This window comes from Flavobacterium sp. NRK F7, from assembly GCF_024054195.1.
Classification (GTDB): Bacteria; Bacteroidota; Bacteroidia; order Flavobacteriales; family Flavobacteriaceae; genus Flavobacterium.
Map to the genome: position 1 here is coordinate 3,494,902 of NZ_JAMXLB010000001.1, position 14,566 is coordinate 3,509,467.

17 protein-coding genes are annotated in these 14,566 nt (G+C 30.8%); 8 read left to right on the forward strand and 9 right to left on the reverse strand.

The window, feature by feature from the left end; translation table 11 throughout:
- Nucleotides 1–118: 118 nt before the first annotated feature.
- The 4 genes from purE (at nucleotide 119) to NHF47_RS15970 (ending at nucleotide 4,766) form a co-directional block, all read left to right on the forward strand.
- Entirely contained in the window at nucleotides 119–601 is a 483-nt protein-coding gene (gene purE, locus NHF47_RS15955) for a 5-(carboxyamino)imidazole ribonucleotide mutase (RefSeq protein ID WP_252765854.1), read from the forward strand.
- A gap of 238 nt (nucleotides 602–839) precedes the next feature.
- Nucleotides 840–2,867 (forward strand): M3 family metallopeptidase, encoded by a 2,028-nt coding sequence (locus NHF47_RS15960; protein WP_252765855.1) that lies wholly within the window; start codon nucleotides 840–842, stop codon nucleotides 2,865–2,867.
- A 42-nt stretch (nucleotides 2,868–2,909) separates the two neighbouring features.
- Nucleotides 2,910–4,148 (forward strand): peptidase T, encoded by a 1,239-nt coding sequence (gene pepT / locus NHF47_RS15965; RefSeq protein ID WP_252765856.1) that lies wholly within the window; start codon nucleotides 2,910–2,912, stop codon nucleotides 4,146–4,148.
- 45 nt (nucleotides 4,149–4,193) lie between these two features.
- Nucleotides 4,194–4,766 (forward strand): YdeI family protein, encoded by a 573-nt coding sequence (locus NHF47_RS15970; RefSeq protein ID WP_252765857.1) that lies wholly within the window; start codon nucleotides 4,194–4,196, stop codon nucleotides 4,764–4,766.
- Nucleotides 4,767–4,839: 73 nt separating this feature from the next.
- Here the strand turns inward: NHF47_RS15970 and yajC are convergent, their stop codons facing one another.
- From yajC to NHF47_RS15990, 4 genes are all read right to left on the reverse strand, one after another.
- Nucleotides 4,840–5,115, reverse strand: coding sequence for a preprotein translocase subunit YajC (gene yajC, locus NHF47_RS15975; RefSeq protein ID WP_252765858.1), 276 nt, complete (start codon nucleotides 5,113–5,115; stop codon nucleotides 4,840–4,842).
- 10 nt (nucleotides 5,116–5,125) lie between these two features.
- Nucleotides 5,126–5,662 (reverse strand): DUF1573 domain-containing protein, encoded by a 537-nt coding sequence (locus NHF47_RS15980; RefSeq protein WP_252765859.1) that lies wholly within the window; start codon nucleotides 5,660–5,662, stop codon nucleotides 5,126–5,128.
- A 20-nt stretch (nucleotides 5,663–5,682) separates the two neighbouring features.
- Nucleotides 5,683–6,627 carry a transcription antitermination factor NusB gene (gene nusB, locus NHF47_RS15985; RefSeq protein ID WP_252765860.1) on the reverse strand — a complete coding sequence of 315 codons (945 nt, stop codon included), beginning with the start codon at nucleotides 6,625–6,627 and terminating at the stop codon, nucleotides 5,683–5,685.
- 78 nt (nucleotides 6,628–6,705) lie between these two features.
- Nucleotides 6,706–7,812 (reverse strand): Glu/Leu/Phe/Val dehydrogenase dimerization domain-containing protein, encoded by a 1,107-nt coding sequence (locus NHF47_RS15990; protein WP_252765861.1) that lies wholly within the window; start codon nucleotides 7,810–7,812, stop codon nucleotides 6,706–6,708.
- 189 nt (nucleotides 7,813–8,001) lie between these two features.
- Here NHF47_RS15990 and NHF47_RS15995 point away from each other — a divergent pair, with 189 nt between their 5' ends.
- Both NHF47_RS15995 and NHF47_RS16000 read left to right on the forward strand, forming a co-directional pair.
- The gene (locus NHF47_RS15995) at nucleotides 8,002–9,750 is read left to right on the forward strand and encodes an ABC transporter ATP-binding protein (RefSeq protein WP_252765862.1); all 1,749 of its coding nucleotides are present in this window, start codon (nucleotides 8,002–8,004) and stop codon (nucleotides 9,748–9,750) included.
- A 70-nt stretch (nucleotides 9,751–9,820) separates the two neighbouring features.
- Nucleotides 9,821–10,195 carry a PUR family DNA/RNA-binding protein gene (locus NHF47_RS16000; RefSeq protein WP_140996485.1) on the forward strand — a complete coding sequence of 125 codons (375 nt, stop codon included), beginning with the start codon at nucleotides 9,821–9,823 and terminating at the stop codon, nucleotides 10,193–10,195.
- A gap of 47 nt (nucleotides 10,196–10,242) precedes the next feature.
- Here NHF47_RS16000 and NHF47_RS16005 read toward each other — a convergent pair whose 3' ends face one another.
- Nucleotides 10,243–10,587 carry a tRNA-binding protein gene (locus NHF47_RS16005; RefSeq protein WP_252765863.1) on the reverse strand — a complete coding sequence of 115 codons (345 nt, stop codon included), beginning with the start codon at nucleotides 10,585–10,587 and terminating at the stop codon, nucleotides 10,243–10,245.
- Entirely contained in the window at nucleotides 10,577–11,038 is a 462-nt protein-coding gene (locus NHF47_RS16010; RefSeq protein WP_252765864.1) for a DUF962 domain-containing protein, read from the reverse strand. Before NHF47_RS16010 ends, NHF47_RS16005 begins: the two co-directional genes overlap by 11 nt.
- 121 nt (nucleotides 11,039–11,159) lie before the next feature.
- On the opposite strand from NHF47_RS16010, the gene NHF47_RS16015 reads away from it, so the two are divergent.
- Nucleotides 11,160–11,714 (forward strand): thioredoxin family protein, encoded by a 555-nt coding sequence (locus NHF47_RS16015; protein WP_252765865.1) that lies wholly within the window; start codon nucleotides 11,160–11,162, stop codon nucleotides 11,712–11,714.
- A 90-nt stretch (nucleotides 11,715–11,804) separates the two neighbouring features.
- Nucleotides 11,805–12,674, forward strand: a complete 870-nt coding sequence (locus NHF47_RS16020) for a cation diffusion facilitator family transporter (RefSeq protein WP_252765866.1) — start codon at nucleotides 11,805–11,807, stop codon at nucleotides 12,672–12,674.
- A 15-nt stretch (nucleotides 12,675–12,689) separates the two neighbouring features.
- Here NHF47_RS16020 and NHF47_RS16025 read toward each other — a convergent pair whose 3' ends face one another.
- The 3 genes from NHF47_RS16025 to NHF47_RS16035 all read right to left on the reverse strand — a co-directional run bounded on the left by NHF47_RS16025 (nucleotide 12,690) and on the right by NHF47_RS16035 (nucleotide 14,501).
- A complete protein-coding gene (locus NHF47_RS16025) occupies nucleotides 12,690–13,187 on the reverse strand; it encodes a hypothetical protein (RefSeq protein WP_252765867.1) in 498 nt (165 codons plus the stop codon).
- A 57-nt stretch (nucleotides 13,188–13,244) separates the two neighbouring features.
- Nucleotides 13,245–13,544 carry a cytochrome c gene (locus NHF47_RS16030; RefSeq protein WP_252765868.1) on the reverse strand — a complete coding sequence of 100 codons (300 nt, stop codon included), beginning with the start codon at nucleotides 13,542–13,544 and terminating at the stop codon, nucleotides 13,245–13,247.
- Between the two features lie 96 nt (nucleotides 13,545–13,640).
- Nucleotides 13,641–14,501: an acyl-CoA thioester hydrolase/BAAT C-terminal domain-containing protein gene (locus NHF47_RS16035; RefSeq protein ID WP_252765869.1), complete on the reverse strand. Its 861-nt coding sequence runs from the start codon at nucleotides 14,499–14,501 to the stop codon at nucleotides 13,641–13,643.
- Between the last annotated feature and the right edge of the window lie 65 nt (nucleotides 14,502–14,566).

Below are 14,566 nucleotides of genomic sequence, written 5' to 3' on the forward strand. Positions count from 1 at the left end.
ATATTATTAATTTTTCAATTTTTTTAAACTTTCCTTTTACGTATTTATATATAAGGAATCAATTTTAAAACTTTTAAACCCTTTAACCATTTTAAACAACATAAAACTAAAATAAACAATGAGTAAAGTAGCCATAATTATGGGAAGCATTTCCGATATGCCTGTTATGCAAGATGCAATTGATATTTTAAAAGAATTTAATATCGAAACCGAAGTTGATATTGTATCTGCGCATAGAACTCCTGAGAAGCTTTTCGATTTTAGTCAAAACGCACACAAAAGAGGTATAGCAGTTATAATTGCAGGAGCTGGTGGTGCTGCTCATTTGCCAGGCATGGTAGCTTCTATGTCACCGCTACCAGTAATTGGAGTTCCCGTGAAATCTAGTAATTCAATCGATGGCTGGGATTCTGTTTTATCTATTTTACAAATGCCTGGCGGTGTCCCAGTTGCAACTGTAGCTTTAAATGGAGCCAAAAACGCTGGAATTTTGGCTGCTCAAATTATAGGCAGTTCTAATTCTGACGTTTTACAAACTATAATTTCTTATAAAGAAGGGTTAAAAGAAGCCGTTCTTAAAGCCTCAAAAGGACTGAAATAAAAAAAATCCCGACGCAAACAATAACATCGGGATAAAAATCTATTCACAATTAAGTGACAACTATAAAAAAAATTCTATTTTGAAAGCAATACGTTTACTAATTTTAAACTCATGCTTATACAAATATATACACTTTATCGAATAAAACAATCATTTTAACGATAAAAAATAAAACAAAACAAAAATATTTTACAAAATATTGATAATCAATATTTTAAACTTAAAAAATTAACTTATAATGAGTATTTTAACCACTCCTTTTACAACCAAATACAGCACAGCGCCTTTTTCTAAAATTGAAAATAAAGAGTATAAAGATGCTTTTATTAAACTTATTAAGGATGCTAAAGAAGAAATCAATGCAATAATAAATAACCCCGAACCACCTACTTTTGAAAATACCGTTGCTGCTTTAGATTTTTCAGGAAGTCAATTGGATCGTGTTTCGAGTATTTTTTTTAATTTAAATTCGGCAGAAACTTCAGAAGAAATGCAAAAAATAGCACAAGAAGTTTCTCCTTTATTAACAGAATTCAGTAACGACATCACGTTGAATGAGAATTTATTTAAAAAAATAAAGTTAGTTTATGATGCTCAAGACCAAGCTAATTTAACGTTAGAACAACAAACGTTGTTGGATAAAAAATACAAAGGTTTTGTAAGAAATGGCGCTTTACTTGATGCACAACAAAAGACCAAATTAAGAGAAATTGACACCCAATTAGCTAAACTTAAATTGACTTTTGGTGAAAATGTTTTAGCTGAAACAAATAATTATCAACTACATATTACTAACGAATCTGATTTAAAAGGCTTACCAGAAGGAGCCAAAGAAGCTGCGGCTGCATTAGCACAATCAAAATCACTAGAAGGTTGGGTTTTTACTTTAGATTTTCCAAGCTATTTACCTTTTGTAACCTATGTCGAAAATCGTGAGTTACGTAAAGAAATCAGTATTGCAGCCGGTAAAAAAGCTTTTCAAGACAATTCTTATAATAATCAAAACAACATAAAAGAAATTGTTCGTTTAAGACACGAGAGAGCAAATCTTTTAGGATATGCAACTCATGCCCATTTTGTATTGGAAGAAAGAATGGCTCAAAATCCAGAAAAAGTAACTGCTTTTTTGAACGACATGTTAGAAAAAGCAAAACCAGCAGCAAGGAAAGAATTTGAAGAACTTACTCAATTTGCCAAAGAGTTAGATGGAATTGATCACTTAGAAAAATGGGATGGTGCTTACTATTCAGAAAAGTTAAAGCAAAAATTATTCAATCTCGATGACGAAAAATTAAAACCTTATTTTAAATTAGAAAATGTATTACAAGGTGCTTTTACCATTGCCGAAAAATTATATGGTATCACTTTTAAAGAGGTTTTCGATATCGATAAATATCATCAAGATGTACGAACTTTTGAAGTATTGGATTTTGAAAATAATGTAGTCGCTTTATTTTACACCGATTTCTTTCCAAGAAAAGGAAAAAGAAATGGCGCATGGATGACCTCTTTTAAATCGCAATATATAAAAGATGGAGTAAACGAACGCCCTCATATTTCGAATGTTTGCAATTTTACACCACCTACTCCAACCAAACCTTCTTTACTAACTTTTAACGAAGTAACGACTTTGTTTCATGAATTTGGGCATGGATTACATGGTATGTTAGCGAATACAACGTATCCTAGTCTATCTGGAACCTCTGTTTATTGGGATTTTGTAGAATTGCCCAGTCAAATTATGGAAAATTGGTGTTACGAACCTGAAGCATTAGCTTTATTTGCAAAACATTATGAAACAGGAGCAATAATTCCTCAAGAATATGTTGAGAAAATTAAAGAAAGTGCAAGTTTTCTTGAAGGAATGGCTACTATGAGACAATTAAGTTTTGGTTTATTAGACATGGCTTACCACGGTAAAGTTACTCCTATAGATAATGTAAAAAGTTTTGAAGAAAAAGCTTTTGAAAGCACCAAATTATATCCAGATGTTGCAGAAAATTGTATGAGCACCTCTTTTTCTCACATTTTTCAAGGAGGCTATTCTTCGGGATATTATAGTTACAAATGGGCTGAAGTATTAGATGCAGATGCATTTGCTTATTTTCAAGAAAAAGGCATTTTCGACAAAGAAGTAGCTACAAAATTCAAAGAAAATGTTTTATCTAAAGGAGGAACAGAGCATCCTATGACGTTATATAAAAGATTTAGAGGTCAAGAACCAAAACCAGATGCTTTGTTAAAAAGAGCCGGTCTTATTGAATAAAAGAGAGTAAAAAAGTATATTTACATCAAAATTAAAAAAGAAATGCAACATATAATAGATCGTTTTATCAGTTATGTAACGGTTGATACTGAATCAGATCCAAATTCGAACACCACACCAAGTACAGCAAAACAATGGGATTTAGCCAATCAATTAGTAGAAGAATTAAAGCAAATTGGGCTACAAGAGGTAACCATTGACGAAAATGCTTACATAATGGCTACTTTACCTAGTAATGTAGATTATGAAGTACCAACGATTGGATTTGTTTCGCATTTTGACACCACTCCAGATTTTACAGGTGCCAATGTTAAACCTCAAATTATAGAAAATTACGACGGTAAAGACATTATGTTAAATGCAGCGCAAAACATTATTTTATCTCCAACTTACTTTGAAGATTTGCTACTTTATAAAGGACAAACACTTATTACTACAGATGGTACAACGCTTTTAGGTGCTGATGATAAAGCAGGAATTACAGAAATAGTAAGTGCTATGGAATATTTAATCCAACATCCTGAAATTAAACATGGTAAAATTCGTGTTGGTTTTACACCAGACGAAGAAATTGGTCGTGGTGCTCATAAATTTGATGTAGAAAAATTTGGATGTGATTGGGCTTACACTATGGATGGAAGTCAAATAGGCGAATTAGAATATGAAAATTTTAATGCAGCTGGAGCCAAAATTACTTTTAAAGGAAAAAGCGTACATCCAGGTTATGCAAAAGGGAAGATGATTAATTCCATGCTTTTAGCTAACGAATTTATCTCAGCGCTTCCTGAAAATGAAGTTCCTGAAAGAACTAGTGATTATGAAGGCTTTTTTCACGTGCATCATTTAAATGGAAGTATAGAAGAAACCGTTTTACAACTGATTATCAGAGATCATGATAAAGATCTTTTTGAAGCTAGAAAAGAATTAATTCATACCATTGCTACCAAAATAAACAACCAATATGCAAAGCAATTTGGAGAAGACATTTGTATCGCAGAGGTAAAGGACCAATATTATAATATGCGTGAAAAAGTAGAACCTGTTTTCCATATTGTTGAAATTGCAGAAAAAGCGATGAAAGAAGTTGGGATTACCCCAATTATTAAACCCATTCGTGGAGGAACAGACGGTTCACAATTATCCTATAAAGGATTGCCTTGCCCAAATATATTTGCAGGCGGACACAATTTTCATGGTAAATATGAATATGTTCCTGTAGAAAGTATGATAAAAGCTACAGAAGTTATCGTTAAAATTGCAGAATTGACTGCTCAACAATAATAATACAAGAGGAAGCCTACTTCCTCTTTTTTTATACAAAAACTTATGTCAGAAAAAAAGGTTTGGGACAAGACCAATCAATGGACGGAAGAACTAGAAATCTTAAAAACCATTATCGAAAAAGCCGATTTAGTTGAAACAACAAAATGGGGAACAGCCGTTTATACTCATAATAACAAAAACATTATTGGGATTGGTGGTTTTAAATCCTATTTTGGTTTGTGGTTTTTTAATGGTGTATTTTTAAAAGATGACAAGAAAATACTGGTGAATGCTCAAGAAGGCAAAACAAAATCGCAAAGACAAATGCGTTTTCAATCCAAAGAAGACATAGATGAAAAAACAATTCTAAGTTATATAAAAGAAGCTATTGCAATTGAGGACAAAGGATTAAGTATAAAACCAGAGAAGCAAAATTTCCAATCGGAAGCCTTAGAAAAAGAATTAGAAGCCAACCCAGAATTAAAAAAAGCATTTCATTTGTTTACTCCATACAAACAAAATGAATTCACAGAATATATAGCTACTGCGAAACAAGAAAAAACGAAACTAGCCCGTCTAGAAAAAATAAAACCCATGATATTAGCAAATATCGGTCTTAATGATAAGTATCGATAAAACAGTATCTCTATCATAAAAAAAACCAAATTACATGATGTAATTTGGGTTTTTACTTTTATAAAAATAAAGACTATTTTTTCTCTTTTTCTGTAAGTTTAGCACTCATTTCTAAAGAAATAGCCGATTTTTCCATTTTGATTTTTCCTGCCATTGTTTCTACAACAACTGCAGTTTCAGATAATTCCGCTATTTTACCATGAATTCCTGCTTTAGTGATGATTTTATCACCTACTTTCAAACCTGATTCAAAAGCTTTTTCTTTTTTTACTCTTCTTTGACCTGGTAAGATGATAAAGAAATAAAAAATGGCTATGATAGCTACTACCTGTATAATTATTGGATTCATATTTTTGTACTTATTGTGTTATACCACTTCCTTCTTTTGGAAGTACATTGGCTTTTATAGTAAACATTTCTTTACCTGTTTCTGTATTTGTTGTTAAAGTAACTGTTTTACTTTGTTGTCCTGTTTTACCAGTTGAGTCAAAACTAACTTTTATAGGTGCAGAATTTCCTGGTTTTATTGGTTCTTTTGGAGGGTTTGGAACTGTACATCCACAACTACCTTGCGCATCTAAAATAATTAAATCGCTCTCACCAATATTTTTTACAATAAACTCAGTTTCTACTTTTTCACCTGCTTTAATGGTACCAAAATCATGCTCTAATTTATTAAATTGGATTTTAGGATATTTACCATCAACTGGTGTTGAAGGTTGGTTTTCACTAACGTTTTCACCTTGAGTCATTGGTTGTTCAGTAGTTGCACTTACTTTTTCAGATTCAAAAGATTTCATATCTTCCTCTGTAATTTTTGCGCTACCATTATCTTTACAAGCTGTAACAGATAATACTAAGGCTACCACGAATAGGCTTACTGTTTTTTTTAACATAACTAAAAAAAATTAATTGTTTATAATAATCCTCTTCCCGCTTTATTTAAACGGTTCTCTTTTTGAAAATCTTTAACTAGGTTATCAAGAATTCCGTTGATAAAAATACTACTTTTTGGGGTAGAATACTCTTTTGCTATCTCTAAATATTCGTTAATAGTCACTTTTACAGGAATCGAAGGAAATTTCAACAATTCACAAATGGCCATTTTTAAAATAATAGTGTCAATTTCAGCAATTCGTTCTGCGTCCCAATTTGGGGTTTTGTCAATATATTCTTTGGATAATTCCATTTCATTTAGAACTGTTTTTCTAAATAAATTTTTTACATATTCTTTATCATCAATATCTTTATATAATTTAGATATTGTAAAATCTTCATCCTGCTCATTAATTTGCTTTAATTGTTTTAAAATTAAAGTATTTACAGCAGGCAAATCATCCAACCATGTTAATTTATGCTCTTCTAAATAATCGTATAATTTATCATTAGGGGCAATAACTTCTGTAAATAAAGCAGCAATAAAATCTCTATCATCAACAAAATCGTTCTTTGCTGCGTTTTGCATGTATTTTTCAAAGTAAGAACTTTCTTTGATTGCCTCTAGCAAAAACAAAACAATATCATCATTGCGTTTCCAATTAGTAATTTTTCTATCATCAATGGCATTATTCAAAGACCTACTTTCTGCAAGCAGCTTTAGAACTTTATTATCTACAAATTTTTTACTGGGATTACGTTCTTCTTTAGTTGCTAAATGTTTTTTAGATGCTACTTCTAAATAGGACTCTTCTTTTTCGCGAATTTCTATCAATGCAGAAAGCATTAAAAGATATAAATCAAACATATTATCTATGCTTTGAAACAAGAATTTCTCTTCTTTATCAAGGTTTTCTCCTTGATGTTGATGCATGGCGTAAATGCTTTGCATCACTTTAACGCGGATATGTCTTCTATTTAACATACTAATTTAAGAACTTTTTAAAATTAAGAAAGCGAAAGAAACTCTTTCGCTTTGCAAAAATACAATATTATTTAAATATTATTTATTCTGTAACTCTTTTTTTCGATCATCAATACGCTTTTGTGCAATTGATAAAGCTGCCTGATGCGTTGTGATATTATTCTTAGAAGAAAAGTCAAAAATTTCAAGTGCTGTATTATAAATATTTTCTGTTTTCTCCATTACTTGTGCTTTTGTTAAATGCGCTAATTCAGAATACACATTAATAACTCCACCTGCATTGATTAAGAAATCAGGAGCATATAAAATTCCTTTTTCTTTTAAAATTTGACCGTGCACCACTTCGTTTGCTAATTGATTATTAGCTGCACCAGCAATAATTTTAGCTTTTAATTTTACAATGGTATCATCATTAATAGTAGCGCCTAAAGCACAAGGTGCATAAATATCTACTTCAGAACCATATAAATCATCTCCAGTAAAAATTTTAGCGCCATATTTTGCTCCAACTTCATGCAATCTATCTTCATTAATATCCGAAATGGTTACTAAAGCACCCGCTTTTGTTAAATGATCAACTAAAACCTCACCAACATGACCAATACCTTGTACCAATACTTTCTTACCTTCTAAGTTATCGCTACCAAATTGATATTTTGTTGCAGCTTTAATTCCCATAAAAACCCCATACGCAGTAATTGGCGAAGGGTTTCCTGAACCACCTTTACTTTCAGAAATACCAGAAACATATTGAGTTACTTCTCTTACCGTGTCCATATCTTTAGTTTCCATACCCACATCTTCTGCAGTAATATATTTACCCGATAAAGAATCGACAAATTGACCAAAACGTCTCATTAATTCTGGAGTTTTTTGAGTTTTTGCATCCCCAATAATAACGGCTTTTCCACCACCCAAATTTAGTCCTGAAATAGAGTTTTTAAAGGTCATTCCTCTTGACAAACGTAAAACATCATTTAATGCTTCCCATTCGTTAGAATAATTCCACATTCTAGTACCTCCTAAAGCAGGTCCTAAAACTGTATTATGTATTCCTATAATTGCTTTTAATCCTGTATCTTTGTCATGGCAAAAAACAACTTGTTCATGTCCGTCAAATGAAACTTGACCAAAAACTGGATCAACTTTATGTAGCTCGTTTGCTTGTAATAGTTCTGTTGACATATGATAAATGTGTTGAAAATTATTCAATAATTAAAGACAATATTACGAAATATTTTAAAATAATTCAATATATTATCTTATTTTTAGGGATATGATAATTTTTTTGTCGATTTTTAAATTTTATTTTATGAAGAATAATTCATAAAAAAATGACTTTTTAATAAAAAAAACTCAAGTCTTAATATATATATGAAAGAATTACAATATTTAAATAAATATTTTATAAAATACAAATACCGCTTTTTGCTAGGAATTGCAATTACTATAGCGGCTCAAATTTTCAAATTATTTATCCCAAAATTCTTTGGTGATTCCTTACGTGCACTTGACAACGACTCTATTTCTAAAGAGCTCGCTTACAGTATTTTGGTAGACAATTTTATATATACTTTAGGAGCTGCTTTAATTGGTGGTTTTTTGACATTTTTAATGCGTCAAACTTTAATTGTAATGTCTAGACATATCGAATTCGATTTAAAAAATGAAATCTACAAACATTACCAAGCATTAAGTCAAAAATTCTACAAGCAAAATAGAACTGGTGATTTAATGAATCGAATAAGTGAAGATGTGAGTAAAGTAAGAATGTATGTAGGCCCTTCGGTAATGTATTCTGTTAACACGCTTATTATTTTTATCGTGGTAATTATACAAATGGCTTTAATTTCGCCAAAACTCACTTTTTATTCATTAATCCCTCTTCCTTTGTTATCCTATGGTGTTTTTAAAATAAGTTCCAAAATTCATGAAAAAAGTGGCTTATTTCAACAAAATCTATCCACTTTATCTTCTTTTGTTCAAGAAATGTTCTCAGGAATTCGGGTTATTAAAGCCTATGCTATTGAGGACCAAAAAACAAAAGAATTCACATCCCTTACAAAAGACAGTAATGAAAAAGCAATGAGTTTAGCAAAAACCAACTCCTTATTTGGTCCACTAATGATTTTATTAATTGGATTGAGTAACTTAGTTGTAATCTATGTGGGCGGCATGATGTATATTAATGGAACTATTCCAGATATTGGTGTTATCGCCCAATTTATTTTATATATCAACATGCTTACTTGGCCAGTTGCCTCTTTAGGATGGGTTTCTTCTTTAGTTCAAGAAGCCGAAGCATCACAAAAAAGGATTAATGAATTTTTAAAAACAAAACCAGATATTTACAATTCGGTTACTGAAAATACTCAGATAGAAGGAGAAATTCGCTTTGAAAATGTTTCTTTTGTATATGAAGACACTAATATACAGGCATTAGAAAACATTAGTTTTACTGTAAAGTCGGGACAAACGTTGGCAATTCTTGGAAAAACTGGTTCTGGAAAATCAACAATTTTATCATTAATTAGTAGACTCTACGATGTAACTTCTGGGACTGTATTGATTGACAATAAACCGATTCAAGAAGTAAATTTGGATGATCTTCGAAATAATATAGGCGTTGTTCCACAAGATGCTTTCTTATTTTCAGATTCTATAAAAAACAACATAAAATTTGGTAAAGAAAATGCAACTGATGAAGAAGTAATTGAAGCTTCCAAAAAAGCATATGTACACCATAATATTGAAAATTTCACTAATAAGTATGATACTATTTTAGGTGAAAGAGGTATTACTTTATCTGGAGGACAAAAACAACGTGTATCAATTGCAAGAGCTTTAATTAAAGATGCATCTATCTTATTATTAGATGATTGCTTAAGTGCTGTAGACACAGAAACCGAAGAAGCAATTTTAAATAATTTAATGGATTTTTGTAAAAACAAAACTACCTTATTAGTAAGTCACCGAGTTTCTTCTGCTAAAAATGCAGATATCATAATCATATTAGAAGATGGCAAAATCATTCAACAAGGCTCTCATAATCAATTAATAAATACTGAGGGATATTATAAAGAATTATATAATAAACAGCTATCAGAAAAAGAAATTGTATAAAATATTGCTTTATACAATTTTTTTTTAGACTTTTGGAAAACGATAAAACTAAAAATTGACAGTTAGGATTATGAGAGAAAATGACATGTTAGAAAAAGAAGATATCTTTTCTAAGGTATTAAGAGCCGGAAGAAGAACATATTTCTTCGATGTAAGAGCTACTAAAGCTGATGATTATTACATTACCATTACTGAAAGTAAAAAATTTACAGAAGAAGATGGTTCGTATCACTTTAAAAAACATAAAATCTATTTATACAAAGAAGATTTTGTAGCTTTTAAAGAAATTTTAGACGAAATGACCGAATTTGTTGTCTCTCAAAAAGGAGAAGAAGTTATCTCAGAAAGACATCAAAAAGATTTCAAAAAAGAAGTTTACTCAGAAGCAATTGCTGATAACCCTTCTACAGACAGTTTCACTAATATAGATTTTGATGATATTTAATCATTTTCTTTAGAAAAATAGAAGAGTCCGATTGTTTCGGACTTTTTTTATGCCATCCTTAAACCGTTGCTTACAGGAAAATTTGGAGATAACAAAACCACTCCATTTCCTTCTCCAACCAATCCTAAGACAAGGCATTCACTCATGAAGTTACCAATTTGCTTTTTAGGAAAATTCACAACCGCAATAATTTGTTTTCCAATTAAATCTTCTTTTTGATAATAGGTAGTAATTTGAGCAGAAGATTTTCTAATCCCTATTTCTATACCAAAATCAATTTGCAATTGATACGCTGGTTTTCTAGCTTCAGGAAAATCCTTTACAGTTATAATTGTACCTACTCGGATGTCTATTTTCTCAAAATCATTCCAAGAAATTAAATTATTTTCCATTAAATAAAGAATGTATTACCCAAGCTGGGCCTATTAATAAAAATTGCAAATCTTTAAAAAAAGAAGGTTTTTTCCCTTCTATTTTATGCCCATAAAACTGTCCTATCCAAGCTATTATAAAAACGCCAACAGAAAACCATAATAAGGATACTTCTTTAGCCATCATATAATTACCTATCAAACAAAAAGCAGCAAAAACTGTCATTTTCAAACCCATAGTGAATGACAATCTGTAATAAAAAAGCAATACCAATACTAAAATCACAAATGCCCAATTGGCTAAAAGAGGATGAAACCCTGTAGTAGTCAATAGAGAATCATTAGGAATACAGAACACTAAGCCTACAACAGAAAAAAAGATGGCAGGCACACATATATAATGAATTTTTTTGTTTGTCATATTTTGATGACTAATACTATATTCTTCAAACCACTCAGATAACGTTTTCATGTTTTTAAGCACTAAAGATTCTACATAAAACTACTTATTTTGTAACTAATTCACAAATTAATACGTATAATAATTAAAGAAGGATGGTATTCTTTCTAAACTTTTAATTTCAATCTTTATAATGGCACAAACTCCTTCCAATATGTTAGCTTTAGGAACAAAAGCTCCTGATTTTTTATTACCTGCAACTAACTTTAACACCAACTTTAATTTTGCCGAATGCAAAGGACATAAAGGCACTGTAGTACTTTTTATTTGTAATCATTGTCCGTTTGTTTTACATGTTATTGATGAAATCGTGATGATTGCCAATGACTATCGCGTACAAGGTATTGGTATAGTCGCTATTTCAAGTAACGACATTGTAAAATATCCGCAAGACAGTCCAGAAAAAATGGCTGATTTTGCGCTAGAAAATAAAATAGACTTTCCTTATTTATTTGACGAAAGTCAAGCCGTTGCCAAAGCATATGATGCCGCTTGCACACCCGATTTTTATCTTTTTAATGCTGAAGACCGATTAATTTATAGAGGTCAACTGGATGATTCTCGTCCTGGAAACGGCATCCCAGTTAGTGGAAGCGATTTGAGAAATGCTATTGACAGCATTATTTACAATAGACATTTAAATGAATTACAAAAACCGAGTATGGGTTGTGGGATTAAGTGGAAATAAATTGTAGCTTTTTATATAAAAACGATGAACGTGCGTTTTTAGAATACGTATCTTTGCTACAACACTTATTAAACCACGAAATATTTAAAAATGACGAATCAAGAAACTGCCATTAAAGCTACCTATTTTAGTATCTTAGGCAATATCGGATTAGCAACTATAAAAGGATTAGCTGGATTTTTTGGAAATTCATATGCACTTATTGCTGATGCTATTGAATCTACAGCCGATATTTTTTCATCATTTTTAGTCTTGTTTGGAATAAAATATGCTAATAGACCCGCAGATAAAAACCATCCTTATGGACATGGAAGAGCCGAGCCATTAATTACTTTTATCGTGGTGGGCTTTTTAATTACTTCTGCAACTATAATCGCTTACGAGAGCATTCAAAATATTGGCACACCGCATCAATTACCAAAATCTTGGACTTTACTTGTACTCGCTATTATTATTATTTGGAAGGAATATTCGTTTCAAAAAGTAATGAAAAAAGCGATTCAAACCAATAGTTCTTCCCTAAAAGCAGATGCTTGGCATCATCGTAGCGACGCCGTTACTTCAATTGCTGCCTTTTTAGGAATTTCTATTGCTTTATTTTTTGGAAAAGGGTACGAATCTGCTGATGATTGGGCTGCATTACTTGCTTCATTTTTCATATTATACAACAGTTATTTAATTTTCAGACCTGCTTTGGGAGAAATTATGGACGAACATCGCTATCAGGATTTGGAACAAAACATAAGAACTATTTCTTTAAAAGTGGACGGTATTTTAGGAACTGAAAAATGTTTTATAAGAAAAGCAGGAATGAAGTACCATGTCGATTTACATGCTATAGTAGATGCAAACATCACCGTTAAAGAAGGGCATGATTTAGCACATCAATTGAAAGATGTTTTAAGAAATGAAATTTTTGAATTGGGTCATGTATTAATTCATGTGGAACCTAATGAATAAGAAATAAAATTTTTCTTATTTTTCTAAGATAACTTCTACTGGATTATTTGTTCTTTTACCAAACATCTTCGCTTTCTCATTTTCAGATGAACACAATACATACAAGTTAAAACTTTGCAAGGGAATAATTTGTGTTTTATAAAGTCCTTTTTGATCTTCTATTTTAATACTAAACTCATCAGCAGGAAAGGTATTGGTAACTGAAATAAAATAAGTATCCTTTGCATAAGGAAAAAAATAGCGTTCTTTTTCACCTTCTTTACTCACTAAGTAGTTTTGACTAAAAACCAAAGGTTCATTCCCTTTGTTCCAACTGTACATATTATTTACATTAATAACTTCTTTCCCACTTCCCGTTACTATTGTAATTTTTAAGCCTTTAGGATTATCGATTACTCCATTTTCATGAGCATTAACTACAATGTACGATGTGAAATCATATCCACAATGCTGAATTTGACAAATAGCAAAAAAAGAAAAAAAGAAAAAGAGAAAAGAAAAATGCGATTTCATATTAAAAAAACGGCTCGTTATTTACTTAAAAAAGCAAAAAACGAGCCAAAAGATTATTTATTTATTCATTACCAAATAATTAAAGACTAAGTCACGTTGCTCATCAGTAATTCTCGCTTTTTTTTGCATTCTTAACACAATAGGTTCCCATTGCTCTTTTGAAAACTTATCTGCACTGAATAAAGCATGACACTTTCCACAATTATTTTCATATAACATTTTCCCTTCTGCTTGTTCTGAAGAAAGAACAACCTGTTTCTTTTCCAACACTTCAGTAGTTTCAATTGTTTTTTTACTTGACGAGCAACCCATTAAAAGTAACCCCAAAATAAGTCCTGTACCTACTTTTATTTTCATAATCTAAATTAGTATTTGGGTAAAAATACAAAAATGAAGAAAATATAAAATCTATTCTGAAAAAATTTTCAAAACATCGAATTAATAAATAAAAATCTATTCGTTTATAAAATGATTATCCAAAAAATCAAACACTATATCAAAATGTTTCAAAGGCTCTGTATGACCACCAGAAATAGCTATATGATTATAATATTTTTTATAATTATTTTCTCTTAATCTCTTTACGACCAACTCGCTCATTTTCATAGAAGGCCATTCTTCATCTTGAGTTGCGGATAGCAATAAAACGGAGGCATTCATTTTTTCAACAGGAATTACCGCTTTTTTAACAGATTCCTCTTCAAGTAACATCAATTGAAAAGCACCTAATCGATCTCCTTTTAACAAATAAGGTATAATTGCATACGAAGGCAAAATAAATGGAACTTCTGTATCATTGTAAGTCCAAGAAGAAGTATTATTCATTACAGTTAACGCAGGAAAAGTAACATTACTAGCCACAATAGCTACTACTGCATCAATATCTGAATACAAACTTGCTAAATTAAGTACTAATTCACCTCCTTTTGACCCTCCAATAATTGCAATTTTGGAAGCGTCAATTTGTGCGTGTTTTGCAGCATTAATAATAGCGTCATGAATGGCATTCAAAGAAATTCGATCCAAATTTGAAGCAGTTGTTTTACCTCCAAAATATTCAACGGCTAAAAAAGCATATCCTCTTTTTAAAAATTCATCCCTTGTTGGTTTCCAATAATTACTTTCCCATGGATTACCTCCTTCTGAACCTCCAAAACCCACTATTAAAGGTTGGTTTTCAGATTTACCCACATATAATGTACATCTTATTTTTCCATGATTTTTATCTAATGGTGGTCTGTAATATTCTAAAAAAATATAAATCCCTAACATAAGTAACAAAAGCATTGCTGCTATTTTTAAAAGTTTTTTCATTTTTGATTCATTTTATTTACATCAAAGAAAACCTTAAAAAACAACAAAAAATTTGACTTATATCA

What these genes read in the sequence shown, in the direction of transcription:
- purE (WP_252765854.1), top strand. Translation starts at nt 119, where the DNA reads ATGAGTAAAGTAGCCATAATTATGGGAAGCATTTCCGATATGCCTGTT.
- NHF47_RS15960 (WP_252765855.1), top strand. Translation starts at nt 840, where the DNA reads ATGAGTATTTTAACCACTCCTTTTACAACCAAATACAGCACAGCGCCT.
- pepT (WP_252765856.1), top strand. Translation starts at nt 2,910, where the DNA reads ATGCAACATATAATAGATCGTTTTATCAGTTATGTAACGGTTGATACT.
- NHF47_RS15970 (WP_252765857.1), top strand. Translation starts at nt 4,194, where the DNA reads ATGTCAGAAAAAAAGGTTTGGGACAAGACCAATCAATGGACGGAAGAA.
- yajC (WP_252765858.1), bottom strand. Translation starts at nt 5,115, where the DNA reads ATGAATCCAATAATTATACAGGTAGTAGCTATCATAGCCATTTTTTAT.
- NHF47_RS15980 (WP_252765859.1), bottom strand. Translation starts at nt 5,662, where the DNA reads ATGTTAAAAAAAACAGTAAGCCTATTCGTGGTAGCCTTAGTATTATCT.
- nusB (WP_252765860.1), bottom strand. Translation starts at nt 6,627, where the DNA reads ATGTTAAATAGAAGACATATCCGCGTTAAAGTGATGCAAAGCATTTAC.
- NHF47_RS15990 (WP_252765861.1), bottom strand. Translation starts at nt 7,812, where the DNA reads ATGTCAACAGAACTATTACAAGCAAACGAGCTACATAAAGTTGATCCA.
- NHF47_RS15995 (WP_252765862.1), top strand. Translation starts at nt 8,002, where the DNA reads ATGAAAGAATTACAATATTTAAATAAATATTTTATAAAATACAAATAC.
- NHF47_RS16000 (WP_140996485.1), top strand. Translation starts at nt 9,821, where the DNA reads ATGAGAGAAAATGACATGTTAGAAAAAGAAGATATCTTTTCTAAGGTA.
- NHF47_RS16005 (WP_252765863.1), bottom strand. Translation starts at nt 10,587, where the DNA reads ATGGAAAATAATTTAATTTCTTGGAATGATTTTGAGAAAATAGACATC.
- NHF47_RS16010 (WP_252765864.1), bottom strand. Translation starts at nt 11,038, where the DNA reads ATGAAAACGTTATCTGAGTGGTTTGAAGAATATAGTATTAGTCATCAA.
- NHF47_RS16015 (WP_252765865.1), top strand. Translation starts at nt 11,160, where the DNA reads ATGGCACAAACTCCTTCCAATATGTTAGCTTTAGGAACAAAAGCTCCT.
- NHF47_RS16020 (WP_252765866.1), top strand. Translation starts at nt 11,805, where the DNA reads ATGACGAATCAAGAAACTGCCATTAAAGCTACCTATTTTAGTATCTTA.
- NHF47_RS16025 (WP_252765867.1), bottom strand. Translation starts at nt 13,187, where the DNA reads ATGAAATCGCATTTTTCTTTTCTCTTTTTCTTTTTTTCTTTTTTTGCT.
- NHF47_RS16030 (WP_252765868.1), bottom strand. Translation starts at nt 13,544, where the DNA reads ATGAAAATAAAAGTAGGTACAGGACTTATTTTGGGGTTACTTTTAATG.
- NHF47_RS16035 (WP_252765869.1), bottom strand. Translation starts at nt 14,501, where the DNA reads ATGAAAAAACTTTTAAAAATAGCAGCAATGCTTTTGTTACTTATGTTA.